The 25590-nt window shown below is 36.1% G+C and carries 17 protein-coding genes and 7 pseudogenes; 11 read left to right on the forward strand and 13 right to left on the reverse strand.

Features of this window, described 5'->3' with window-relative positions:
- Nucleotides 1-35: 35 nt before the first annotated feature.
- From AAGD62_RS04910 to tnpC, 3 genes and pseudogenes are all read left to right on the forward strand, one after another.
- On the forward strand, nucleotides 36-1235 hold the full coding sequence (locus AAGD62_RS04910) for a deoxyguanosinetriphosphate triphosphohydrolase (protein WP_065106726.1): 1200 nt from the start codon (nucleotides 36-38) through the stop codon (nucleotides 1233-1235).
- The gene (gene ribD / locus AAGD62_RS04915) at nucleotides 1235-2317 is read left to right on the forward strand and encodes a bifunctional diaminohydroxyphosphoribosylaminopyrimidine deaminase/5-amino-6-(5-phosphoribosylamino)uracil reductase RibD (protein WP_155968296.1); all 1083 of its coding nucleotides are present in this window, start codon (nucleotides 1235-1237) and stop codon (nucleotides 2315-2317) included. Before AAGD62_RS04910 ends, ribD begins: the two co-directional genes overlap by 1 nt.
- Nucleotides 2318-2429: 112 nt before the next feature.
- A pseudogene (gene tnpC, locus AAGD62_RS04920) lies at nucleotides 2430-3768 on the forward strand (IS66 family transposase).
- 143 nt (nucleotides 3769-3911) lie between these two features.
- Here tnpC and rpe read toward each other — a convergent pair.
- Together rpe and AAGD62_RS04930 are read right to left on the reverse strand one after the other, a co-directional pair.
- On the reverse strand, nucleotides 3912-4592 hold the full coding sequence (gene rpe, locus AAGD62_RS04925) for a ribulose-phosphate 3-epimerase (RefSeq protein WP_155968294.1): 681 nt from the start codon (nucleotides 4590-4592) through the stop codon (nucleotides 3912-3914).
- Between the two features lie 94 nt (nucleotides 4593-4686).
- Complete coding sequence (locus AAGD62_RS04930) at nucleotides 4687-5115, reverse strand: MJ0042-type zinc finger domain-containing protein (protein WP_155968292.1); 429 nt, start codon at nucleotides 5113-5115, stop codon at nucleotides 4687-4689.
- 74 nt (nucleotides 5116-5189) lie between these two features.
- On the opposite strand from AAGD62_RS04930, the pseudogene AAGD62_RS04935 reads away from it, so the two are divergent.
- Nucleotides 5190-5855 (forward strand): annotated as a pseudogene (locus tag AAGD62_RS04935) (2,3,4,5-tetrahydropyridine-2,6-dicarboxylate N-succinyltransferase); the annotation flags it as partial.
- A 16-nt stretch (nucleotides 5856-5871) separates the two neighbouring features.
- On the opposite strand, the gene AAGD62_RS04940 reads toward AAGD62_RS04935, so the two are convergent.
- On the reverse strand, nucleotides 5872-6363 hold the full coding sequence (locus AAGD62_RS04940) for an IS630 family transposase (protein WP_155968340.1): 492 nt from the start codon (nucleotides 6361-6363) through the stop codon (nucleotides 5872-5874).
- Between the two features lie 19 nt (nucleotides 6364-6382).
- On the reverse strand, nucleotides 6383-6730 hold the full coding sequence (locus AAGD62_RS04945; RefSeq protein WP_155968342.1) for an IS630 transposase-related protein: 348 nt from the start codon (nucleotides 6728-6730) through the stop codon (nucleotides 6383-6385).
- Between the two features lie 55 nt (nucleotides 6731-6785).
- On the opposite strand from AAGD62_RS04945, the pseudogene dapD reads away from it, so the two are divergent.
- Nucleotides 6786-6941 (forward strand): annotated as a pseudogene (gene dapD, locus AAGD62_RS04950) (2,3,4,5-tetrahydropyridine-2,6-dicarboxylate N-succinyltransferase); the annotation flags it as partial.
- Between the two features lie 6 nt (nucleotides 6942-6947).
- Here the strand turns inward: dapD and AAGD62_RS04955 are convergent.
- Both AAGD62_RS04955 and AAGD62_RS04960 read right to left on the reverse strand, forming a co-directional pair.
- Nucleotides 6948-7232, reverse strand: a complete 285-nt coding sequence (locus tag AAGD62_RS04955) for a DUF2610 domain-containing protein (protein ID WP_010962783.1) — start codon at nucleotides 7230-7232, stop codon at nucleotides 6948-6950.
- A complete protein-coding gene (locus AAGD62_RS04960) occupies nucleotides 7232-7603 on the reverse strand; it encodes a hypothetical protein (RefSeq protein WP_155969527.1) in 372 nt (123 codons plus the stop codon). Before AAGD62_RS04960 ends, AAGD62_RS04955 begins: the two co-directional genes overlap by 1 nt.
- A gap of 101 nt (nucleotides 7604-7704) precedes the next feature.
- Here AAGD62_RS04960 and AAGD62_RS04965 point away from each other — a divergent pair, with 101 nt between their 5' ends.
- Complete coding sequence (locus tag AAGD62_RS04965; RefSeq protein ID WP_007549412.1) at nucleotides 7705-8754, forward strand: class I SAM-dependent methyltransferase; 1050 nt, start codon at nucleotides 7705-7707, stop codon at nucleotides 8752-8754.
- A gap of 449 nt (nucleotides 8755-9203) precedes the next feature.
- Here AAGD62_RS04965 and terL read toward each other — a convergent pair.
- A pseudogene (gene terL, locus AAGD62_RS04970) lies at nucleotides 9204-9659 on the reverse strand (phage terminase large subunit); the annotation flags it as partial.
- 51 nt (nucleotides 9660-9710) lie between these two features.
- Here terL and AAGD62_RS04975 point away from each other — a divergent pair.
- A pseudogene (locus AAGD62_RS04975) lies at nucleotides 9711-10543 on the forward strand (IS5 family transposase).
- Between the two features lie 458 nt (nucleotides 10544-11001).
- Here AAGD62_RS04975 and gyrB read toward each other — a convergent pair.
- The 4 genes from gyrB to AAGD62_RS04995 all read right to left on the reverse strand — a co-directional run bounded on the left by gyrB (nucleotide 11002) and on the right by AAGD62_RS04995 (nucleotide 16214).
- Nucleotides 11002-13389, reverse strand: a complete 2388-nt coding sequence (gene gyrB / locus AAGD62_RS04980; protein ID WP_155968288.1) for a DNA topoisomerase (ATP-hydrolyzing) subunit B — start codon at nucleotides 13387-13389, stop codon at nucleotides 11002-11004.
- Nucleotides 13390-14197: 808 nt separating this feature from the next.
- On the reverse strand, nucleotides 14198-14806 hold the full coding sequence (locus tag AAGD62_RS04985; RefSeq protein ID WP_155968286.1) for an SCO family protein: 609 nt from the start codon (nucleotides 14804-14806) through the stop codon (nucleotides 14198-14200).
- Between the two features lie 44 nt (nucleotides 14807-14850).
- Complete coding sequence (gene dnaQ / locus AAGD62_RS04990; protein ID WP_064124802.1) at nucleotides 14851-15546, reverse strand: DNA polymerase III subunit epsilon; 696 nt, start codon at nucleotides 15544-15546, stop codon at nucleotides 14851-14853.
- Between the two features lie 17 nt (nucleotides 15547-15563).
- Nucleotides 15564-16214, reverse strand: a complete 651-nt coding sequence (locus AAGD62_RS04995; protein WP_155968284.1) for a Tim44/TimA family putative adaptor protein — start codon at nucleotides 16212-16214, stop codon at nucleotides 15564-15566.
- A 164-nt stretch (nucleotides 16215-16378) separates the two neighbouring features.
- On the opposite strand from AAGD62_RS04995, the gene secB reads away from it, so the two are divergent.
- The 3 genes from secB (at nucleotide 16379) to putA (ending at nucleotide 22766) form a co-directional block, all read left to right on the forward strand.
- Entirely contained in the window at nucleotides 16379-16882 is a 504-nt protein-coding gene (gene secB, locus AAGD62_RS05000; protein ID WP_006279761.1) for a protein-export chaperone SecB, read from the forward strand.
- A 14-nt stretch (nucleotides 16883-16896) separates the two neighbouring features.
- Entirely contained in the window at nucleotides 16897-19491 is a 2595-nt protein-coding gene (gene acnA / locus AAGD62_RS05005) for an aconitate hydratase AcnA (RefSeq protein WP_155968282.1), read from the forward strand.
- Nucleotides 19492-19625: 134 nt separating this feature from the next.
- The gene (gene putA / locus AAGD62_RS05010; RefSeq protein ID WP_155968280.1) at nucleotides 19626-22766 is read left to right on the forward strand and encodes a bifunctional proline dehydrogenase/L-glutamate gamma-semialdehyde dehydrogenase PutA; all 3141 of its coding nucleotides are present in this window, start codon (nucleotides 19626-19628) and stop codon (nucleotides 22764-22766) included.
- 141 nt (nucleotides 22767-22907) lie between these two features.
- On the opposite strand, the pseudogene AAGD62_RS05015 reads toward putA, so the two are convergent.
- Nucleotides 22908-23270: pseudogene (locus AAGD62_RS05015) on the reverse strand (IS4 family transposase); the annotation flags it as partial.
- Nucleotides 23271-23360: 90 nt separating this feature from the next.
- Between AAGD62_RS05015 and AAGD62_RS05020 the strand changes: the two are divergent.
- Nucleotides 23361-24193: pseudogene (locus AAGD62_RS05020) on the forward strand (IS5 family transposase).
- 193 nt (nucleotides 24194-24386) lie between these two features.
- Here the strand turns inward: AAGD62_RS05020 and metK are convergent.
- Nucleotides 24387-25559 (reverse strand): methionine adenosyltransferase, encoded by a 1173-nt coding sequence (metK, locus tag AAGD62_RS05025; RefSeq protein ID WP_155968278.1) that lies wholly within the window; start codon nucleotides 25557-25559, stop codon nucleotides 24387-24389.
- Nucleotides 25560-25590 lie beyond the last annotated feature (31 nt).

A 25590-nucleotide genomic window follows, 5' to 3' on the forward strand; every position in this document is an offset into this window, starting at 1 on the left:
TTATTATTGATAACTTATTATAGTAGAAATTTTACATGTCAAACAATAATTTTCTATTAAATTATGCATGTTTTCCAAGCAAAACAAAAGGGAGATACTTCAAAGAGCCAGAAGATGAGAATCGCAGCTGCTTTCAGCGTGATAGGGACCGTATCATTCACTCTAATGCGTTTAGAAAATTGGAGTACAAAACACAAGTTTTTATCAATTATGAGCACGACTACTATCGCACTCGGCTTACTCATAGCCTTGAAGTTGCACAAATTGCAAGGTCCATTGCGCGTAGACTTGGCTTAAATGAGGATATCACTGAATGCATAGCGCTCGCACATGATCTTGGTCATCCTCCATTTGGTCATGCAGGTGAAGATGCTCTAAAGAAATCAGTTCAAGATTTGAATCTTGATAATGAGAAGTATGAGTTTGATCATAATGTTCAAGCTATAAGGATTTTAACTTATCTTGAACAAAAACATGCTGATTTTGATGGTATGAATCTAAGTTGGGAGGTGATTGAAGGAGTTGCAAAACATAACGGTCCCTTGCTTGGTCAAAACGCGGAGTCTTCTACAAGTAATCAGCTGTTATTAGAATACAACAAAAAATATGATCTAAAACTTGAAGAATTTTCAAGCATTGAAGCGCAAGTTGCTTCAATTGCCGATGATATTGCTTACAGTGTTCACGATCTTGATGATGCACTCAGGGCGAATTTAGTAACCATCGAAGATTTGCTGAATGTTCCTTTAATTGAAAAAATGTTTAAAGACATAAGGAGCAGATATTCAGAATTGCCTCAGAGCAAACTCATACATGAATCACTGAGTGGAACTATAGGAACTATGATAAGTGATGTTGTTTCTCAGACTGAAAGAAATATTGAAGATCACAAAATAAAAAGCGTAGAAGACGTAAGAAGTCTAAATAAAATGCTAGTCACATTTTCACCAGAAGTTGCGAATGCTACAAAAGAAATGAAAAGATTCAACATGGAGAAAATATACAGAAGCTATAAACTGAGTAGAACGATGAACAAAGCAAAACGCATAATACAGGAACTCTTTCAATGTTTTTATGAAAACCCAGGATTACTTCCCACAGAGTGGAGCAAACTCGCTTGTGAATCTCAGCGTTCAGTAATAATATGTGACTATATCTCAGGTATGACAGATAGATTTGCTATACACGAGCACAGAAGAATTTTTGATACCTCATACGAAATGACTTCTTTCTAATGAATGATGATCATTTCATGTCAATTGCATTAAGGCTTGCAGAAAAAAATCTTGGAAATGTTGCACCAAATCCTGCTGTCGGGTGTGTTATTGTAAAGGATGGTACAATTGTTAGTGAGGGATACACAGGGATTGGTGGGCGTCCGCATGCGGAGGTAGTCGCTTTGCAAAACGCTAAAGATTCAACTCATGGCGCAACTATATATATCACTCTTGAGCCATGTTGTCATCACGGAGTCACGGGGCCTTGCACTGCAAAAATCATAAAAGCTAGCATAAAAAGAGTAGTAATTGCAACTATTGACCCAGATAGTAGAGTTTCAGGCAGAGGCATGAAAGCTCTGAAAGAAGCAGGAATTGAAGTTGAGCAAGGTATTATGCAAAAAGAGGCAAAAGAACTGAATGTCGGTTTTTTCACCACTAAAGAATTACATAGACCATTTATAGCTTGCAAAGTCGCAACAACTCTTGACGGAAAAATCGCAACATTTACAGGCGATAGCAAATGGATAACAAGTGAAAATACGAGAAACTGGGTGCATGAGCTCAGAACGAAATATGATGCAATTATGATTGGCAGCAATACTCTTATTAATGATGATCCACTCTTAACTTGCAGATTACCAGGACTTGGAAGTAGATCGCCAATAAGGCTAATTATAGATAGCCAAGGGAGATTAAAGGAAGAGCATAACATTGCAAAGACTGCAGACAAAGTAATAACTTGGGTCATCACAAATAAAGAAGTAGAGAAAAAAATAAAAAACATTAACTACTTAGTAGTTAATTCAAGCAACGCAGGTAAGGTTTGCCTAAAGGACATGGCATTAAAACTTGTTTCAGAAATTGGTATAACAAGATTATTAGTTGAAGGTGGAGGAGTGTTAATCACAGAACTATTAAAGTGTAATTTAATCGACAGGTTGATAATATGCCGCAGTGGTAAAATTTTAGGCAATGATGCCACTCCTTTTGTAGGAGATTTAGGGATTCAATTCATTAACAACTGTTATCAGTTTAAAAAAACAAAGATAATAGAGTTTAGTGAGGATATAGTTGAGGTTTGGGATAGGTCGTCATAATCCTTACATACTCAAACAGTAAAAAAAAGGTATCCGTTCAGCGGAGCGGTAAAATAAAAAGTAGACAAGGAGTGCTAAAAACATAATATCACAAGTAGTATTTGTGGTAAATATGTCTGATCTACTAGCTAGTCTTCTCAAGCTCTGTGAAAGCTTTAAAATAGAGATAGAGCAACTAAAAGCAGAGATAAAGAGGTTAGAGATAGAAAACGAAAATTTTAGATCTGAGAATAAGGCGCTAAGAATCGAAAATGCTGAATTGAAAGAAAGACTAGGTCTGAATTCACAAAATTCATCGATACCGAGCTCAAAAGAGTTATACAAGCTAAAGAAGAAAAAGAAAAAAAGTGACAGGAAAATAGGGGCACAGATTGGGCATGAAGGAAAGTATCGCCCCAAAATGGAAGCAGATGAAGTGGTGAAAATAGAGTTCTTGCGAGTGCGGAGGAGAAATTGCGATATCGAAAGAGCCATACATTCATCAAAAAGTTGATTTGCCAGCTTATGTTGTGGAATACCAATGGCCGCTGTTGCAAGTGTGGAAAAAGAAAAAGTAGCAGGCTACCAGAAGGTGTTACTGCGGATACATTTGGTCCAAAAGTTAAGTCAACAATTGCGGCGCTGAGCGGATTTTACAAGAACTCGAAAAGAGAAGTAGCAAATATTATAAAAAATATTTTCAACCTGGACATCAGTGTTGGTAGCGTGTCAAATAGCGAGGCTAGAGTTGCAGAAAAATGCCAAGAAGCATATGAGCAAATCGAGCAAGAAGTAAGTAAAAGTGAAGTTCTGCATATCGATGAAACGAGCCATTATAACAAAGGTAAACTTGGTTGGTGCTGGATGTTTGCCAGTAATACAGCAAGTTTTATAAAATTGACAGAGTCAAGAGGAATGAAGGTTTTACAAAATAGTAAGTTCTGCAATCGCAATAGCTTACGACAGGTACGCAGCATACAACTACTTTGCCGATAAGAACAGGCAAATCTGTTGGGCACATTTATCAAGAGATTTTGAAAGATTAGCACATAGTTGAAGTTAAAGTTCTGGGCTGTTACTTAAGAAACGTAGCCACTGAATTATTTGCACTAAAAAAGGCCTTGCTAAAAAATGAGATAGATGTTTTTAGATTTACCAGACGTGCCAGAAAGTTGCAAAAACGTACAAGGTATTACTTGAAGCCGTTTACCTGAAGCAATTGGAGCTTCTCGAGTTGCAAAAAATATTTTGAAATCTGAAAGAATAATGTGGAATTTTTTAGATGACCCAGAAAACATTCCGCTGACAAACAACCATGCTGAACAGCAGATACGGCATTATGTCGTTTATCGCAAAAATTCATATTTTACCCAATCGAAGTGGGGAACTTGAACGGATAATTTCATTATACTTGACATGGAAACAAATGGGCTTTCCAAAACCTCTTATCTATCATCTCTCACACCGCTTAGCTGAACGGATACAACCCAAGAAAGGTTTTTCTACGTCATACCGCCGCGGTATCTCAGCATAGATTCCGCTAACGAGTAGCGGAATGACGAATTTGTTGTTTTTCAAATTGTAGGTAAACCTAAGCCACTTTAGCTATATAGGGTCACAACAATAGATTTTTAAGATCGTTTACGGCCTTCTTAATATCTTCAGCCTTGAATATCGCCGATCCCGCAACTAAAATATCTGCACCTGCTTTTATTATATCAGCTGCGTTAGAAAAGTTAATTCCACCATCTACTGAAATTTGTGTTTTAAGGTTACGCTCTTGTATCATTTTTTTTATAGTAGATATCTTGTTCAACTGTGAATGAATAAATTCCTGCCCTCCAAAGCCAGGGTTGACTGTCATAATCAGCACAATATCTAGCTCATGTATTATATATTCAAGCACACTTGGGGAAGTTGAAGGAACAATTGAGACTCCAGCTTGAATCGGTTTTTTTGCATCGTTTACATTTTTGTATGACTTTATCTTTCTTATCAACCTCTCAAGGTGTATCTCTGCTTCTGCATGTACAGTGATAATATCAGCACCAGCATTTATAAAGCTTTCAATGTGGTTACCAGGAGATTTGACCATTAAATGCACATCAAAAGGAAGATTGCTATATTTACGTATTGCAGAAACAACGCTAGGACCAATTGTAATATTTGGAACGAAATTCCCATCCATAACGTCTATGTGTATGTAATCCACACCTAAATCGCTAATTTTTCTTACTTCTTCCCCTAATTTTGCAAAATCTGCTGAAAGTATAGAAGGTGCAATTTTAATACTCATGAGCTGCCTTTTTTGCTAAAAAATAACTTATTTTTAAAACTCTGTCACCCTAAGCACCATCTGAGTAGCTAGAGACCGATATCGGTATGCCTATTTAACTAGATCTTAAATTAGATAAAAAAAGGTAGTCTTGATAAAACTTATTTACAGCAAGTTTTTTTACATTTGGACTTTCTGTTTGTTCTTTTTTGTACCCTAATTTATAGCTTATTGAATCCTTGTATAAACTGATCGTTTTGTATGCTTTGTTCATCTCTCTAGGAAAGATGCCGTTAGCAATTACGACGCATAACCCTGTAGCTGTTGCAAAAGCTAGAGTGGTAAATGCTAGATTTTGTAAAAAATTCCTTCCACTAACTTTTTTTTCCTGTATATTAGCAGAGTGCTGTTTGTTTGACACTTCTTCTAGATATTCATACCATATGTGATTGCAGTTCGTACATTTTACCTTTCTTCCAGATGCACCTATTTGCTCGTGAGATACTAAATAAGTCTTAGTACAATTATAACATTGTATTTTCATAGTACTTACGTATAAAGTAGTAACAAGCCCAAATGATACGAGCTACAAATTTAATATCAATATATATATAACAAATGGAAGGTTTGCAACTAAAAAAAGCACAGAGTGAGATAGAAGATATTTGGAAAAATAGAGAAAAATTTAATGACTGTAATCTAAAGAAAACAGCAAGAATAGCAATTAAAGAGGTAATTGAGCTCCTTGATAGTGGCAAAATTAGAGTAGCAGAAAAGCTATCAAGTGGAGAATGGGTAGTACATAAGTGGATAAAGCAAGCAATATTATTACATTTTCTCACTGAAGAAAACAAAATAATAGACAATACCAATTGCTGGTTTGACAAGATCGGTAACAAATTTAGTGAATGGAATGAGGAGAAATTTCGCCAGTTAAAAATTAGAGCAGTTCCTGGGTGTTTTGTCCGCCGATCTGCTTATATAGGTACAAATGTTGTTCTAATGCCAAGTTTTATCAACGTTGGTGCATATGTTGATTCAGGAACAATGATAGATACCTGGTCAACGATTGGTAGCTGTGCGCAAATAGGAAAAAACTGTCATATTTCCGGTGGAGTGGGAATAGGTGGAGTTCTTGAGCCTATTCAAGCTTCACCTGTCATTATAGAAGATAATTGCTTTATTGGAGCACGTAGCGAAGTGGCCGAGGGTGTGGTAGTGAGAGAAGGATCAGTCCTTGGCATAGGCGTGTTTATTGGGGCATCAACAAAGATTATTGATAGAGAAACTATAGTATTTTCTAAAATGAATGATAAATTTCCATTATGGTATTACCAACCAAAAGTTGTAAGTCTGTATATTTATGCATTAAAGGTCTGAGGCGGCTTTTGATGGTATTCCAACAATGCTCTATAGGGTTCAAATCTGGTGAATATGTTGGTAGATAGAGCAAACGGCATCTAGCATTATCTATTAACTCCTTTGTTTTGGGAGTTTTATGGAATGTGGCATTGTCCATAACTATTGTAGTACCATGTGGCAATTTAGGTAATAACATCTTCTCTAACCATGTATTGAATACCTCTTTGTCACACCCACCTTTGAAAGTCATTGGTGCAATAAATCTCTTTCCAATCCACCCGCCTATTATACTGATTCTCTCTCGTTTTCTTCCTGGAATATCTGCATAAATTTTCTTTCCTATTGGAGCACGTCCATACTCTCGGTATAACCTATTATCAACTCCTGCTTCATCTATATATAAGATGCTGGAATGGTCTATTTTTGAGATTTTATCGGTAAATCGCTGCCTATCTTCTTGATTGCGCTCTTGATATAGTGTAACTTTTTTTTAAAGTAATTCTTAGCTGTTTCAGCCTATACCAAATTGAATTTATTCCAAATCCAAGATTTTGTTTCATCTCTGCCAGCGTATGATCTGGATTCTTTTTAACATATTCTTCGAGTATTTTTGGGTCTATTTTTCGAATAAAGCTGCCGTTTTTCGATGGCCTTAGGCTTTCACCAGCGGCTTTCTTTCTTAACCAGCGGTACAGAGTTGCTATTCCTATCTCCAAAAGCTCTGCCACCTCAACCTTTGACTTCCCTTTTTCTATCATCGATACTGCCCTTTCCCTTAAATCCACACTATACGCCATTATAACTCAAATAGCTTATTATACCTTTATCATTTACTTTGGGAAGTACTATAGCAAGGTATTTTACGGCGAAGTGCCACCTTATTCTGTAGTGGTACCAGGGTCTATTCCATCTAAAAATAATATTTCAACCTATTGTGCAGTCATAGTAAAAAAAGTGGATGAAAAGACGAGATCGAAAATCTCTATAAATGAAATATTGAGGGATTAAACTATCTTACTCCTTGTCGTCACTTTTTTTATCATTATTACTAACCACAGTAATGGCATACGCGCATAACTCTGAGAAAGAGACTCCATTTTCTTGAGATAGTTTATATAATTTTTGTAGACTTTCTTTTACTTTATTAGGAATATTCCCTCCACGTTCTTTTACAAGCCAGGAATCTTGATGATGAATTGGATGAGCATCACTTTTTGGATTTCCTATGTATATTGCAAAAGGTGAACTTTGCCCTTTGAAGTCACATTGTACAGTAAATTTTTTTATAGATTCGGCCATTAAAGACCTCTACTTTTCTTTTTGGTCGATTTTATAGCAGGTGGAAGAGGTGGTTTCTTTATAAAATCTTGTCTATTGACAACACTTTCTCTACCTTCCAAAGCTCGGCGAACATCAGCTCTGCTTAATTGCGACTCTTTTGCTACCTTCATTCCATGCTTTGCCATAATATTAGCACATGCTAGTACTTTTTTTACCAATGCTAGATCACCATCTAGCATTTGAACTAGCACTTGAAACACTTCCGCTAAAGTTAGTCCATCAGCATTTATAACCTTGTTTTCTATAAAATTGACAGCTTCTTCAAATTTGTATTCAATACTATCATCTTGAGGTATAAGGGCAACATAATCGGTGTTTTTGTCGTCCATAACTGAAGCACTATTACTCACAAACTTAAGTTTATACTATATATATAAATACTCTACTATTTTATATTATGGCACGCTATAGTTAAACATTTATTAATAACATGCTCACTTATATACACGAATTAATTGACAAAAGTCAAGGATCAATATCCATCAGTGATTTCATGAATGCCGTTTTGTACCATGAAAAATACGGCTATTATACAAGTAAATTACCGCTTGGTAAGGATGGTGATTTTACTACCGCACCTGAGATCAGCCAATTATTTGGTGAAGTAATTGCAGTTTGGATAATGCATACATGGGAAAAATTAGGAAAGCCATCAAAATTTTCTCTAGTTGAACTTGGGCCAGGCAAAGGAACACTCATTCACGATATAATAAGAGTCACTAAAAAATACAGCAGCTTTTTTAATTCAATGTTGATCCACTTAGTTGAAATAAGCCCTACTTTACGGAAGATACAAAAGGAAAAATTAAAAAGCTTAGATGTTAATTGGCACAAAAATATTGACAACCTACCAGAACAACCAACCATTTTTTTAGCAAATGAGTTCTTTGACGCTCTTCCGATAGATCAGTTTGTATATCATGATGAGGGGTGGTATGAAAATATGGTGACAAAACAAGATGATGGCAGTCTCTTGGTGTCATGCCAGTGCGTGACACTGGAATCCAGAAAAAAAGAATCATGGATTCCAGTGTCAGCTACTCAGATGACAAATGGAAAATTTTTTAATGGTGCAGTGGTGGAAATATGTTCAGTTGGGGTTGAAATATTAAAAAAACTTGAGAAGAAGATATATAATAATAAAGGAGCTGCTTTGATTGTAGATTACGGTTATGTATACCCCGCATATAAGAGCACTTTGCAATCGATAAAACAACATAAGTATGCTAATTTTCTTGAGAATGTTGGTAATAGTGATATTACCGCACTTGTGAACTTTCAAGCGTTAAGAGATTCATTAAAGCATGTAGATTGTGAGATTTTAACTCAAAGGGAATTTTTATATCTTTTTGGCATAAAAGAAAGAACCCAGGCTTTAATGAAAAGCGCAAGTGATGAACAAAAGAATAGGATCTTTAGTGAATTCCTAAGGTTGACTGAAAATATGGGCACTCTTTTTAAAGCAATGCTATTGATATAGCTAACCCAAGAAAGGTTTCCCTACATCATACCGCCGCAGCGCTAACGAGTAGCGGAATGACGAATTTGTTGTTTTTCAAATTGTAAGTAAACCTAAGCCACTTTAGCTATAGCATAGCTAAAGTAATTTATGTTATTGGGTAAGTTAAAAATATGATATAAATAAGATAGGAGGGAGCTACTCACTATAGGAATAGAGTTGTGCACGACCCACAACTGTACGAACATTTGTTCGCGAAGAAATGTTATAGCTGGTTTTGCCTCAAACACAAAGATGTCATACGAGTAGCTGACTACTTGGATCCAGCCTTTCCATCCAAGACGGCAGTGCCCAGACACTGGAATAACAGCAGTCCTACGTCATACCGCCGCGGTATCTCTAGATCCCGCTAATAAGTAGCGGGATGACGGTTGTCTCCTAGCTGTCATCCCAGTACTGGTAGACTCAAATCACAATGCTCGTATAGCTGCAACCCTGGAGGTACTGTTTCTCACCCACTGGAGATATTGCACGGTACTATCTACTTGATCATCGTGTCGAGTTTCAGGAAACATTAAAATCTCATACTCAAAATCGTTCAGCCATACTGCTTGATGTGGCAGAAAAACCTTGCCAGACTCTATAATCGGAACAATTTGATGAAATCGAGTGAGCTTGTCATCATGTGGCACTATTTCAATAATCGGTAAATCACTGTTTGTCTTTAGCTCTTGCACCAATTGTTGACCACTTGTTTTTGCTTCGATTAAAATTGCGTGTGGCGTCCATCTTGCAGCTAGTGACAAAACCTGTTCTTTAAGCTTTGGATACTCAAGCTTTGCGCGATATACGTCGAGTAAATAGAATTTATTATCTATTTTTGCCCAGGTGGTGCAGACACTAAAGTTGCTCATGTTAGAGGTTGTCCGGAAATAAGTAAAAGGCTATAATATCTGAAATTTTAGTACGGGGTAAAGATGAGAAAAAAGTATCCAACAGATCTAAGCGAAAGGGAATGGGCAAGAATAGAAAAACACTTCAGAGTATCATACAAGAAAGGAGGAAGGCCGCCAAAGTATAGCAAAAGAGAAATATTAGAAGCAATTTTCTATGTATTGCGTACAGGGTGTCAATGGCGGTATTTACCAAATGATTTTCCGCTATGGAAGACTGTGTATGAGCAGTTCAGGCAATGGAAGAAGCAGGGAATTTTTGAGAAAATGAATTATGAAATTACAAAATATAGTAGAAGAAAAATAGGAAGGAATGAGCAGCCGAGTGCCTGTATAGTAGATAGTCAATCTGTAAAGACTACAGAAAAGGGAGGATCAAAGGCTATGATGGAAGTAAAAAAGTAAAGGGTAGAAAAAGGCATATAATTACAGACACTCAGGGTTTTATACTAGGTTGTTACGTAGGCGCTGCTAACGAAAATGATAGAGATGGTATTAAAATAGCATTAAACAATATGAGAACAAAATATACTAAAGTTAAAAAAATGTGGGCTGACATGGGATACCAAGGAAGAAATTTAAAGAATCACATAAAGGAAGAATATGACATAGATATTGAAATTGTTAAAAGGCCTCCATGTAGATTTTGGGTGCACAAAGATACGCCACCTGAGCTACTACCAACAAGAGAACAAGGGTTTAAAGTACAGCCAAGAAGATGGGTTGTAGAAAGGACTTTTGCTTGGGTTAATAGGAATAGAAGGCTATCGAAGGAGTATGATTTACTCACAACATCCACTGAGAATTTCATATACCTAGCTATGAGTAGGGTTATGTTAAAGAGGGAATATGCTTGAATTTACTAGTTTCCGGACAACCTCTTAATGGCATTAGCGTTGCATCAGCTTCACCCTCCCTGTGAGGTATTTTAGCTCTAATGCCTCACATCATAAAGATACAAGTGTCAAGCTACTTGGATGACAGGGGAGGGAGGCACTGGGATGACAGGAGAAGGTAGTGGGATGACACCCTGACAACCGTCATCCCGCTGCTTGTTAGCGGGATCTAGAGATACCGCGAATGAATCGCGGCATGACGTAGGACTGCTTTCATTCCAGTGCTTGACACTGGAATCCAGCCTTTCTGCAATCTCATCGAAAACGTTGTAACCACTTTCTATGCTAGTTTGCTTGTGAGCAACCTGGATTCCAGTGTCAAGCACTGGAATGACACCGTTATAAAGGAACCAGTGTCAGCTACTTGAATGACACAGTCTTTGCTTAAACCCGTAACGTTCGTACATTTTGCTAAAAGTTCAAATATCAACATCATGCACATTAAGTGCATTGCTATTAATAAAATCACGGCGTGGTTCAACTATATCACCCATTAATATTGAAAATATGGAATCAGCTTCTTCACAATCTTTTATTTCAACCTTTAATAAAGTTCTAGCCTCAGGATTTAACGTAGTATCCCATAGCTGATCAGCATTCATTTCACCAAGACCTTTAAATCTCTGCAGAGTTAAACCTTTTTTACCATAGTCCATTATTATTTTTGCAAGCGTACTTGGAGAAGTGATTCTTATTTCAGTTTCTTGTGACTTTAAAAATGAATCACCATTAAATAAATTACTTATACCATCAAGCAAACTTAATATGTTTTGCATATCTTTGCCTTCAAGCATACTAAGTGCAAATATATATTTGTCTGCCAATCCTTGAAACAATTTAGAGATATGAATTTCTTTTTCTTCATCTTTTATTTCCACTTCCCAAGTGTATTCGCTGTACATTAACTTCAAATACTTTAATATCTCATCAGCCGATGATAGAGCATTCTTTTTACTTAAAATTAGCAATGACTCTAAGAGATTTTGTGGTATTTCTCTATCATAATTTTTGCTAATATTAGAAGTGCTAACGCATTTATTCAAAATAAGGCGTAAGTTGTTAAATTCTGTAGCTGTACCACTTAGTGTTAATCTTTTAACTGCTGAGTTTATTATATACTCTTCAAAAGTTTCGTCATCTTTAATATAAGTGTCTTTGGCATTCTTTGTAACTTTATAGAGGGGTGGCTGTGCTATGTATAAGTAACCTTTTTCAATAACTTCACGCATATGTCTAAAAAAGAAAGTTAGAATCAAAGTTCTTATATGTGAACCATCAACATCTGCATCTGTCATGATGATAATTTTATGATATCTAGCTTTTTCAATATCGAAGTGTTCACTCCCTATTCCAGCACCAATTGCAGTGATTAAAGAGCCTATTTCTGCAGATGAAAAAATACGATTTAAACTTACACGTTCTACGTTTAGAATTTTTCCTCTTAAGGCAAGCACTGCTTGTGTTTTACGATTACGCCCCTGCTTTGCAGTACCACCTGCTGAATTACCCTCTACTATAAATAATTCCGATAACTCAGGGGCTTTTTCCTGGCAATCAGCAAGCTTTCCTGGCAGAGTTGCAATATCAATATTGTTTTTGCTTTTAACTAGCTCGCGCGCTTTTCTTGCAGCTTCTCTTCCTTTTGCTGACCTGATTGCTCTTTCTACTATGCTTGCTGCCAATTTGGGATCAGTTTCAAGGATTGTGCTCAATTTATCAGAAACTATACTTTCTACAACTGCACGTGCTTCAGAACTAACTAGTTTATCTTTTGTTTGTGAAGAAAACTTAGGATCAGGCATCTTAAGAGATAAAACACAAGTTAAACCTTCTCTAACGTCCTCTCCAGTTAAATTTACTTTTGCTTTCTTTAAAAACCCTTCATTAGTTGCATAGGTATTGATACATCTAGTTAGTGCAGATCTAAATCCTGCCAAATGCGTACCACCATCTCGTTGCCGTATATTATTAGTGAAACACAACATATTCTCATAGTAGGAATCATTCCATTCCATCGATATTTCCAAGCTGATGCCAAGATCTTCTGCATCTCCTTTCATACTGGCAATTTTAGTTACATGTGTCTTATTCTTATCTAAATACTGCACAAAATTTGCTGTACCAAAATTGTCTTTAGATTGATTGCTCTGATTGAAATGAGATTCTGTATATGGTTCATTGCGCAGATCACGTAAAGTAATGTCGATATTTGAATTTAAAAATGCTAATTCTCTTATACGACTTTCAAGCGTTGAGTAACTGAAATTAATGCCATTAAAAGTCTCTGTTGATGGCATGAACGTGACTTTAGTTCCTCTTTTGTTTGTATTTTCGTTGACTACCTTTAAAGGTTCAATAGACTCACCATCTTCAAAACGCATAAAGTGTTCTTTCTTATTGCGCCAAATAGTTAATTCCAACCAGCTTGATAATGCATTCACAACTGAGATTCCAACACCATGTAATCCCCCAGAAACTTTATAGGTATTGCTGTCAAATTTACCACCAGCATGGAGTTGAGTCATTATTACCTCTGCTGCTGATATTCCTTCTTCTTCATGAATGTCAGTTGGAATGCCACGACCATTATCAGTTACAGATACTGAACCATCTTTATTTATGCTAACTTCAATTTGATCACAATATCCAGCTAAAGATTCATCTATTGCGTTATCAACAACCTCATATACCATGTGGTGCAAGCCAGATCCATCGTCAGTGTCACCAATGTACATACCTGGACGTTTCCTTACAGCATCAAGACCCCTTAAGATTTTTATTGCATCGGCATTATAACTATTTTCCATGGTATTGCTTCGTTTATGAATGTTAATTGATATTACATTCATATATGCTGATTAGCAACATTTTTAAACTGATAACCCATATTAAAAGCACAACTTTACGAATGTTTATTTTTGAAGACAGCAAATAGTGTCATTCCAATGTGTCTTCCATAACTGTACGAACATTCATTTTTGAAGGTAAATTGCACAACAGATGATGTCATTCCAGTGCTTGACACTGGAATGGCTTTGTTGCATCGCTAGCTATGATGGATTAAAGATAAAAAAGATGGAGAATATCAGTAGCTTATTATTCTGGTATTTATAACAAGAACGGTCAGTGAATACCTAAATTTGAGTAAAAGAAATTTCACTACCACTCACTAATCCGGCTAAAATTCAAGAATTTCAATGCTTTAGCTATTTTCAATAGAATTAAATTTATTAATGTAAATAATAAATTACTATTCTTAAATTTGATCAGATTGATTGCAAAAAAACAAGATTTTCAATAGGTTACTTATAATCCTAACTATAGTTAGCCTTTCATAAGTAGCGATGCAACAAAGCCCACTGGAATCCAGAAATTTTGCTTATAACTGAGCTGATGAGCTAAAGGTAGTTGTCTTACGCTAAAACAAACGTTTTTAATTAAGTTGCATAGAAGCTGGATCCCAGTGTCTGGGCACTGGGATGACACCCCACTGGTGGGAATTGCTCCCAAACTACAACGTTCGTACAGTTGTGTGTGTCTTCCCATGGAGATTGCTCTCAAATCATAATGCTCATGCAGTTGCATGCTCGACTAATTAACAGAAAAATCTATAATTCAGTTTACGTATTTTCTTATCTCAGCCAAAATCTTATCAGATTGACTTTCGTCTGAATTTAAATCAGCTGCAAAGTGTGTAACATATTTTCCTCCAGGGCCAATAAGGTACATTATTGAAGAATGGTTGATTTCTTCTTCTCCACCAACTTTGCTAGCATATACTTTATACTTTGCAATTACTTCGTCTATTTTTTCTCTTTCACCAGTTAACATTTGTATTCTGTGGTCAAATTGCTGCTGAAATTCTTTAAGTCTTTCCGTGCTATCGCGCTCAGGATCGACTGTGATGAAGAATGTTTGTAGCTTGTTGTTAGTTTTCTCATCTAACTTTGCAAGTGTTTCTGAAATTATTCCAAGGTTCATAGGGCAAATTCTTTTGCATGAGGAAAACCCAAAGAAAATCATCATGTATTTATCTTTAAAATCACTACTGCGCAAGATCTGTCCGTCCTGATTAATTAAAGAAAAATCTCCGCCTATCTTAACTTCTGCGTTGTGAATCGCTGCTGGGGCAAATATGCCTTTTTTAGTGAAATAACAATAACCTAAAAAAACAACTGCTAATGCTACTAGCATATTAGATAACAATCTTATAAACCTTACCATTAGGGTGCTCTCAGTAAAATTAAATTGTATCTTTATTGGTTGATCTATTCAATATATTTATTCCAAAGTGTATTGTTAATTTTGTCTAACAGTTTCTTATGTTCATCAATTTCTTCACTATTTGGTGAATGTTCTCTGGGAGTTAGATTACGCACTTTATGCTGAACGAATGTAGAGTTACTGTCCTGATTGCATTCATTATCAAACAGAAAGGTTTGTAACCCTCCTGTAAGTTCAACATATACCTTTGCAAGCAATTGAGCATCAACTAGTGCTCCGTGCAATTCTCTATTCTCTAGCGATATATCAAAACGCTTACATAATGCATTCAAAGAAGCAGGTGATCCTGCGAATTTTTTCCTCGCAAGAGGTAATGTATCTAGCACTCTATCTGAGGAAATTAACCCAGCATTCAGCTTGCTTAGCTCCATGTTAAGGAACTTAACATCGAATTCAGCGTTGTGAATTACCAAAATATCATTAGATATAAAGTCAAGAAATTCAAGTGCAACATCTGAAAATAATGGTTTATCTTCTAAAAATTCTTCACTAATACCGTGAATCTTAAACGAGTGATAAGGTATATCTCTTTCTGGGTTAAGGTACCGATGGAATACTTTACCTGTTGGAATACGATTAATTAATTCCACACACCCTATTTCAATAATTCGATGACCAGATTCAGTGTCAAGACCTGTCGTTTCAGTGTCAAGTACTATTTCGCGTAGCTTGCTTTCCATTTCAAATAAAACTCATCTTACTTATCATTTGTCTTATCGTTACTTGTCTTTTTATAGTGAATAGAAACAAGCAACCAGCTTGGGTCTGATGAATTAACATTTTTTTTGAATTGCCATACATCCTCAACTTTATTAATAGTGGATGTACTACCTGATATTGTATCTCCTTCATTGTTCTTAACGAAGTTAATTTGCTCTGAAAGGAAATATACTGCAATAAACACTGCGTTTTTTACTAGCTTTATTTCTAAAATCTTTTGTGAAACGATAGAAACAATTATAGACTCGTGCACCTCTTTACGATGTTTAATCTTCTCTGCAAAATTATCATATAAGTCTTTATCGAGAAGTGGTTTTAACTGAGACAAATTTCCTTGATTGAAACATTTTATTATTAATTCAAAAGCTATGCTTGAACCTTCTATAAAGTGGGAAATAGAAAAATCTTTGTTTTTTTTTAATATTTGTTTATAAGTAACTTTTATTGAATTTTCATCATTGCTATCAATGTAACCCTCAATGTTTTCTACTACATCTTCTCTACTTCGGCTTACATCCAATACATTAGTTAGCTTTTTTAGGTTGAGGTTGGCTGACCTTCCTAAAGAATTATACAAACGTGAAAAAATGAACGCCGCTAATAAAGCATATATTACAAGCTCTATCATAGTAACTCAACTCCTTGGCATATAAAGTATCCGAACATTATTAATTATTAATGAAAATATGTTTTTCATATCAACTTATAATCAGGTTTGCTATTCGTTTGTAAATGAATATATTATATAAGAAAGTATTAAATATCTCAACTTAATTAAAGGAGACGTAAGAAATGCCACAACAAAAAATGAGAATTCACGGTCAATATGTTAAAGATCTATCATTTGAGAATCCGAATTCGCCATTCCTTTCTTCTAGTAAAGCTCCAGATATTAATGTAATGGTTAATATCAATTCAGCAAAATTAGAAGGGACGAAAAACAAAGAAGAAGTGAATGAAGAAAAATCTTTTCATGAAATTACTTTGCATATAGAAGTCAAAGCAACGGTAAAAGATGAAGGCATAAAAGATGGTGTAGCTTTCATTTGTGAGACGAAATATTGTGGCATTTTTTCAATAGAAAATTTAAAAGAGTTGAGTGAGGAAGAGGTAAGACAAGCTTTGTTTATTGGCGGACCTACTTTTCTTTTTCCTTTTGCAAGAGAAATAATTGCAAGAGTTACAAGTAGTGGTGGATTTCCCCCACTGATGCTAGATCCGATAGATTTCGAAACTATGTATGAGCAGCAAGGTCAACAACAAAAAAGTAACGGCAGTAATTCCAATTTTAACTAATATAGTGTGATAGGATGAACAATTCTTTAAATGCAAAAACGACTTTAAACATTGACGGGAAGTCATACAACTATTTTAGCCTAAGTAGTGCTAGTGAATTTTTAGGAATAGATGTGACTAAATTGCCTTGCTCACTTAAGGTTCTGCTTGAAAGTTTATTGCGCAATGAAGATGGAGTGAACGTAAAGCTAGATGACATAAGAGTACTAGCAGACTGCGTTAATAAACACACTAATCACGAAATTAGCTATAAACCAGCAAGGGTGTTGATGCAAGATTTTACAGGGGTTCCTGCTGTTGTTGATCTAGCTTCAATGCGGGACTATGTTAAGAAAAATGGAGGAAACCCAAGCAATATAAATCCGTCTGTACCGGTTGATCTTGTGATTGACCATTCTGTTCAAGTAGATAGTTATGGAAGTGTTTCCGCATTCAGTAAGAATGTTGAGTTAGAAGTAAAAAGAAATTTGGAGAGATATCAATTTTTAAAGTGGGGAGAATCGTCCTTCACAAATTTTAGAGTAGTGCCGCCTGGCACAGGGATTTGCCACCAAGTGAATCTTGAATATTTAGCGCAAGTTGTGTGTAATAATGATGGAGTCATATATCCTGATACTTTAGTTGGTACTGACAGCCATACTACAATGGTTAACGGATTATCAGTTCTTGGTTGGGGTGTTGGAGGCATAGAAGCTGAGTCTGTGATGCTTGGTCAACCAATTAGTATGGTGATCCCAGAAGTAGTTGGATTTAAATTAATTGGCAGATTGTCGGAAGGAGTAACTGCGACCGATTTAGTGCTGACGGTTACCAATATCCTAAGAACAAAAGGCGTTGTTGGTAAGTTTGTAGAATTTTATGGTGATGGTTTAGATTATTTATCTTTGGCAGATAGAGCCACTATAGCAAACATGGCCCCGGAGTATGGCGCAACTTGTGGATTTTTTCCAATTGATCAAAAAACGCTAGATTATTTAAGCTTAACCGGAAGGCCAGAAAAGCTGATTAAGCTAGTTGAGGCTTATGCGAAAGAGCAAGGACTGTGGCGTAGTAGTGACGAGTTAGCATTTTTTGACACACTAGAGCTTGATTTATCAAGCGTGGAGCTAGTAATGGCTGGTCCCAAAAGACCACAAGATAAGGTTTTTCTTTCACAAGTGGCAGAGTCTTTTTCTAAATCATTTTTAGTTAATGAGTCAAAGGAAAGCGATAAACTCCAAGATGGAAGTGTAGTTATTGCAGCAATAACAAGCTGCACTAATACTTCTAATCCAAGTGTGATGATTGCTGCAGGTCTTGTAGCTCGTAATGCAATTAAACTTGGATTAAAATCAAAGCCTTGGGTTAAAACTTCTCTTGCTCCAGGGTCACAAGTTGTAACAGAATATTTAGAAAAGTCTGGATTGCAGGTAGATCTAAATGCTTTGGGTTTTAATCTAGTTGGATATGGTTGCACAACTTGCATTGGGAATTCTGGTCCACTTAATAAAGATATAGAAGATGGCATTAAAAACAAAAACTTAACCGTTGCTGCAGTTTTATCTGGCAATCGTAACTTTGAAGGAAGAATTCATCCGTTAGTCAAAGCTAATTACTTGGCATCTCCGCCACTTGTTGTTGCATATGCACTTGCTGGTACTGTGCAAATTGATCTGACAAAAGATTCAATATGCAAAGATAAGAATGGAAATGATGTCTATCTCAAAGATATATGGCCAACAAACAATGAAATCGAAGATTGTGTTAAAAGTGTGGTAACACGTGAGATGTTCATACAAAAGTATAAGGATGTTTTTTCTGGTGATGAACATTGGCGAAAGATAAAGTGTGAAAAAAGTGAAATCTATAATTGGGATGCAAACAGCACTTACATACAAAATCCGCCTTATTTTGATAACTTATCACCTAAAAATAATAAAATCGATATAAAGGGTGCACAAATATTGGCAATGTTTGGCGATAGCATAACTACTGATCATATTTCCCCTGCGGGAAATATTGCCTCGAGTAGTCCTGCCGGTCTATATTTAAAAGGGCTTGGAATTGAACCACAGGATTTCAATTCATATGGGTCTCGCCGTGGTAATCACAATGTAATGATGCGTGGCACTTTTGCTAACATTAGAATAAAAAATGAAATGGTTAGCACCGAAGGTGGATATACAAAATATATTCCTTCTCAAGAAATTATGTCAATTTTTGATGCAGCAATGCGTTACAAGGAAAATAATGTACCTCTAATCATTGTTGCAGGAAAAGAATATGGCACAGGTTCAAGTAGGGATTGGGCAGCAAAGGGTACTTTATTGTTGGGGGTTAAAGTTGTCATTGCAGAAAGCTTTGAGCGTATACATAGGTCCAACTTAGTTGGTATGGGTGTTCTTCCACTTGTATTTCAAAATGGAATAACCAGAAAGATATTTGATGGTAGTAAGGTAATAAGCATAAAAGGTGAAATAGTGCCAGGTGGAAATCTAGAATGTATCATCAAAAGAAAGGATAATTCAAGGCAATCAATTCAACTCAAATGCTGTGTACAAACCGCAACTGAGACTAAATACTTGATGTGTGGTGGAGTGTTGAGCTACATACTTGCACAATCTTTTTGATTTAGTGAAGTTATTGCATGGACTTCTTTTAGCCAGCCCTGATCCCTTTGTAAATAGCAATTTGCTCTGCGCAAAGTTATGATATAATTTCACCATACATATGGTGTCGGAGTATTTTTTGGAGATAATTATATATGATAAGCTCTATACAAGAACCTAATGAACTCAGAAAACGTTTACAAGGATTTTATCGTACTGATGAAAAGAGTTATATACGTTATCTTGTAGAAAAAGCAGAGCTTTCGGCTGATTCAAAAAATAGAATTTATAATATTGCAAAACAAGTTATTGAAAAAATCAAACACAATAAATTAAGTATTGTAGATTCCTTTATGCAGCAATACTCGCTTTCCAATGATGAAGGAATAGCATTGATGTGCCTTGCTGAATCGCTACTTAGAATACCAGATGATTATACAATAGACGAGCTAATCAAAGATAAAATTGCCAATCAAGAATGGAGTAAATATTTAGGATATTCTTCTTCATTGTTCGTCAATGCTTCCACGTGGAGTTTAATGATAGGTAGCAGTATATTGAGAGATAATGAAGGCGATTCGAAGTTCTATTACGCAATTTCTAAGTTACTTAAGAATTTAGGAGAACCGATCATTCGCAAAGCAGTAAAACAAGCAATGTCTATGCTTGGTAATCATTTTGTTGTTGGAGAAACCATAGAAGAAGCTTTAAGGTACGCAAAACTAGATGACAATAGTAAGTTTTTATACTCTTTTGATATGCTTGGCGAAGCTGCTCACACAACTGAGGATGCAGAAGAGTATTTTAATTCATACATGCACTCAATAAAAGCTATAGGTGAATCCACTGAAATAAATGATTGTTTTAAATCCCATGGAATTTCAATCAAACTTTCTGCTTTACACCCACGTTATGAATTTAGTCAATTTGGCCGAATTGCTGGTGAGATATTCACTAAGGTTTTAGAGCTCTGCCGCGAGGCAAAAAAATACAACATTTCACTATGCATAGACGCAGAAGAAACAGAAAGGCTTGAAATTTCCTTAATCTTGTTTGAACAATTACGGCTTGATGAATCACTTTCTGAGTGGGAAGGGCTCGGCTTGGCTGTACAAGCATATCAAAAACGTGCTTTATCTGTTCTTGACTTTGTAGAGGATGTTGCTATTCGATCAAAGCACAAAATTATGGTGAGGCTTGTAAAAGGTGCATATTGGGATTCAGAAATCAAGTGTACGCAAGAATTGGGATTAAATGATTACTCAGTATTTACAAGAAAAAGCTATACTGACGTATCTTACCTCGTGTGCGCACAGAAACTTTTGAGTAAACCAAACAGCTTTTACCCATGCTTTGGAACTCATAACGTCTATACTTTTGCTTCTATCATGGAACTTGCTGATAAAAACCACCCTGGATTTGAATTTCAACGCTTACATGGAATGGCAAAAGACTTATATGATTATGCAATGTCAGAGCTTGCAACAAATGTTAGCTGTCGTGTCTACGCACCCGTTGGGGAACATAGTGACTTGTTGCCTTATCTTATAAGACGCCTTCTTGAAAATGGAGCTAATAGTTCGTTTGTTAATCAAATAAGTGATCCTAACGTTAAAATCGATGAGTTAATTTCAGATCCACTGGAAAAAGCTATAAATTTTAATTATGAACCTCATCCAGGCATTCCATTACCACAAGATATTTTGGGACCAGAAAGAAAAAATTCCTTGGGGATGGATATTAGTGATTATGTGATAGTCTCACAATTTGCAGATGATATAAAGGGTTTTAGTGAAAAAAAGTGGCAAGTTGGACCAATAATTGATGGAAAAGCACTATTTGATAATGCTGAATTTATCGAAGTAGTGAATCCTGCACATTTGGAAAATGTAATTGGAGAAGTGTCAAGTGCAACAAGCGATCAAGCTTTAAACGCTCTTGAAATAGCACATAGTGCTTTTGCTGAATGGCAGAATGTTTCAGCAGTAGAGCGCGCTAAATGCCTTGAAAAAGCTGCAGATTTGCTTGAAGAAAGGATGAAAGAGTTGATTTACATTCTGATCGTAGAAGCAGGAAAAATTTTATCTGATGCAATAGCGGAAGTAAGAGAGGCAGTGGATTTCTTACGTTACTACGCAACGATAGCAAAAAATGAACTGAGCGACTGGAAAAAATTGCCAGGGCCAACAGGTGAAGATAACTTCATCTTTTTTGAAGGCAGAGGAGTTTTCTTATGCATATCACCGTGGAATTTTCCGCTCGCTATCTTCATTGGGCAGGTTTCAGCTGCACTTGCAGCAGGTAATGCAGTGCTGGCAAAACCGGCAGAGCAAACGCCGATTATTGCCTATGAAGCTGTTAAGATACTACATGAAGCTGGGATATCAAAAAATGTGTTGCACCTCATTCCTGGGGATGGTGGATATTTAGGCAAAATATTAGTTCCAGACAATAGAATTTCCGGTGTAGCTTTTACTGGTTCAACACAAACCGCTCAAATAATTAATAGAATGCTTGCAAATAGGGATGGTCCTATTGTGCCATTTATTGCTGAAACTGGCGGATTAAATGCTATGATAGTTGATAGCTCTGCTCTTTTAGAGCAAGTGGCTATGGATGTTTTGCTTTCTGCGTTTCGCAGCGCTGGCCAACGCTGTTCTGCGCTTAGAGTGCTGTTTATTCAAGAGGACATAGCAGAGAAGCAGATAAAAATGATATGCGGTGCAGCGCAAGAACTCAAGATTGGTGACCCAATACAACTTAGTACTGATATTGGTCCAATAATTGATAAAGCATCTATCGATATGCTCACTCAACATACGCAAAAAATGTCAGAGGATAAAGATTCAAATCTGTTATTTAAAGTACCCATGGATACAAATTCTCATAATGGTTATTTCTTTCCTCCATATATTTATGAGATACAAAAAATTTCGCAATTAAAGCAAGAAGTATTTGGTCCTATTTTACATATCATACGTTTTAACAAGTCACAATTAAATGAAGTTATAAGTGATATAAATAGTACTGGATATGGGCTTACGTTTTCTTTGCAGAGTCGTATACAAAGTCAAATTGACACTATAAGTAAAAAAATATCAGTTGGAAATGTCTACATCAACCGTAACCAGATAGGTGCAGCAGTTGGGATACAACCATTTGGTGGTAGAGGACTATCTGGCACTGGGCCAAAAGCTGGTGGTCCTCATTATTTACAGCGTTTTTCTACAGAAAAAGTTGTAAGTGTTAACACTACAGCATTTGGTGGTAACACTACACTTATGTGTTTGGATTAATTTGCGTGCCCTAATTTTTCTTACCCCTAAACTAGACGTTCGTGCAGTTATGTACACAGCGCTAAAATCCGAAAAGGACCAGCTCATGCACTGAAATAAATCGTATCCGTTCAGCCAATGGCGTCAACTTAAGAACTTTCATTAGCAAACTCTCCTAAAGACATGATGGCGTTTAGGCTTATCTACTTTATTGCGGCTGTCCCGGTCGGATTTTAACTTTAGCGCGTATACTTAAAAAGGGCTTGAAAGTTTTTTGGCGCAATAAGTACCTGATAGAGTTTCTGCCTCATTACACCAAATAAAACTGAAAAATTTAAACGATACTCAGTAATTTGATCTGGGTTCCAAGGCCCTTGTGCATCACACATATGAAGCGATAATATATTGCACATGACCAAGTTTGCCCAAAATTCTTGTAATACAGCCTCTCCAGAAAAATTCTCTAACTCTGCTCCTACTTTGAGTCGTTTCCTCTATGTGCCACCTTAACACATAAGCTTTGCTCCAAAGTCTCGGTCAAAAACTCTGTTTCTCAGAGGTTGTCCGGAAATAAGTAAAAGGCTATAATATCTGAAATTTTAGTACAGGGTAAAGATGAGAAAAAAGTATCCAACAGATCTAAGCGAAAGGGAATGGGCAAGAATAGAAAAACACTTCAGAGTATCATACAAGAAAGGAGGAAGGCCGCCAAAGTATAGCAAAAGAGAAATATTAGAAGCAATTTTCTATGTATTGCGTACAGGGTGTCAATGGCGGTATTTACCAAATGATTTTCCGCTATGGAAGACTGTGTATGAGCAGTTCAGGCAATGGAAGAAGCAGGGAATTTTTGAGAAAATGAATTATGAAATTACAAAATATAGTAGAAGAAAAATAGGAAGGAATGAGCAGCCGAGTGCCTGTATAGTAGATAGTCAATCTGTAAAGACTACAGAAAAGGGAGGATCAAAGGCTATGATGGAAGTAAAAAAGTAAAGGGTAGAAAAAGGCATATAATTACAGACACTCAGGGTTTTATACTAGGTTGTTACGTAGGCGCTGCTAACGAAAATGATAGAGATGGTATTAAAATAGCATTAAACAATATGAGAACAAAATATACTAAAGTTAAAAAAATGTGGGCTGACATGGGATACCAAGGAAGAAATTTAAAGAATCACATAAAGGAAGAATATGACATAGATATTGAAATTGTTAAAAGGCCTCCATGTAGATTTTGGGTGCACAAAGATACGCCACCTGAGCTACTACCAACAAGAGAACAAGGGTTTAAAGTACAGCCAAGAAGATGGGTTGTAGAAAGGACTTTTGCTTGGGTTAATAGGAATAGAAGGCTATCGAAGGAGTATGATTTACTCACAACATCCACTGAGAATTTCATATACCTAGCTATGAGTAGGGTTATGTTAAAGAGGGAATATGCTTGAATTTACTAGTTTCCGGACAACCTCTTACAATTACGTTGTACAGTTCTCCTTCTATTTCGTTATACACTTTATAAGCCTCACAATAAAAATTGAATATAAAAATTATTACTAATGTGGTATAATTATTATGAAAAAGCGTGCTATGCTTTAACAATAAGCTAGTATATAAATATGGGGCTGTAAATCAAAAATTTTAGCAATCTAAAGAAATTTTACTATTACCTTCTATATTGAATTCTCTACAAAGATCAGCAGATAAGTCCATGTTTTCCCAAGAAAATCCACCGTCCCTTTCCGACTGTTTACCAAAATGTCCATAACAGGCTGTACGTTTATATATAGGATGATTAAGCGATAAATGCTTGATTATGCCTTTTGTTGATAAATCTATATTATTCTCGATAAACTTTTTAATTACTCTTTCCTCTACCTTATTCGCACCAAATGTATCAATATAGAATGAAGTAGGTTTTGATACACCAATTGCATAAGAAAGCTGCACAAGACAACGTTCAGCCAAACCTGCAAAGACAATATTTTTAGCAAGATATCTTGCCATATAAGCCGCAGATCTATCAACTTTGGTTGCATCTTTTCCGGAAAACGCTCCTCCACCGTGTGGAATATAACCTCCATAAGTATCAACCATAATTTTTCGTCCGGTTAATCCACAATCACTAACCGGTCCACCAATAACAAATCTACCAGTTGGATTGACTAAGAGATTTTCCTCAGGACACATCCATCCTTCAGGTAAAGATGAAACTATGTAAGGGTAAATTATTTCTTTTACTTTTGATTGATCCAAATCCTCAGGGTGCTGTATTGAGACAATAATACTTTCAGCACGTACCGGGAGGTTATTCTCATATGCCAAAGTGATTTGTGACTTTGCATCTGGACCAAGTTTTGCTTCTTTAACTGCGCTCATGATATTTTTCAGAATCGAGTGTGCATAAAAAATGGGTGCCGGCATAAGGTTTTCTGTCTCTGTTGTTGCATAGCCATACATTATGCCCTGATCTCCAGCACCTTGATCCAACCCTATTGCAATGTCATTTGATTGCTCATGCAGCAATATATTTACTTTCACTTTTCTCCAGTGGAACCCATCGTGCTTGTAACCAATATCTTTTATTGTATTCCGTACAATACTTTCAATCCTGCTATTTTTGATGTTAGGCCCAAACACTTCCCCAGCTATAATAACGTTATCTTTGGTGACTAAAGTCTCTATTGCAGCTCGCGCAAAAGGATCAGTAAAAAGGTACTCATCAAGTATTGCATCTGAAATTTGATCTGCTGCTTTATCTGGATGACCAGCCGCCACTGATTCACTGGTTACTAAATTTTTATATAAACTCATGTTTTTGCTTATACAATATCAAAACCGCTAT

This window comes from Wolbachia endosymbiont (group A) of Eristalinus aeneus (genome assembly GCF_964026915.1).
GTDB classification, from domain to species: domain Bacteria; phylum Pseudomonadota; class Alphaproteobacteria; order Rickettsiales; family Anaplasmataceae; genus Wolbachia; species Wolbachia pipientis.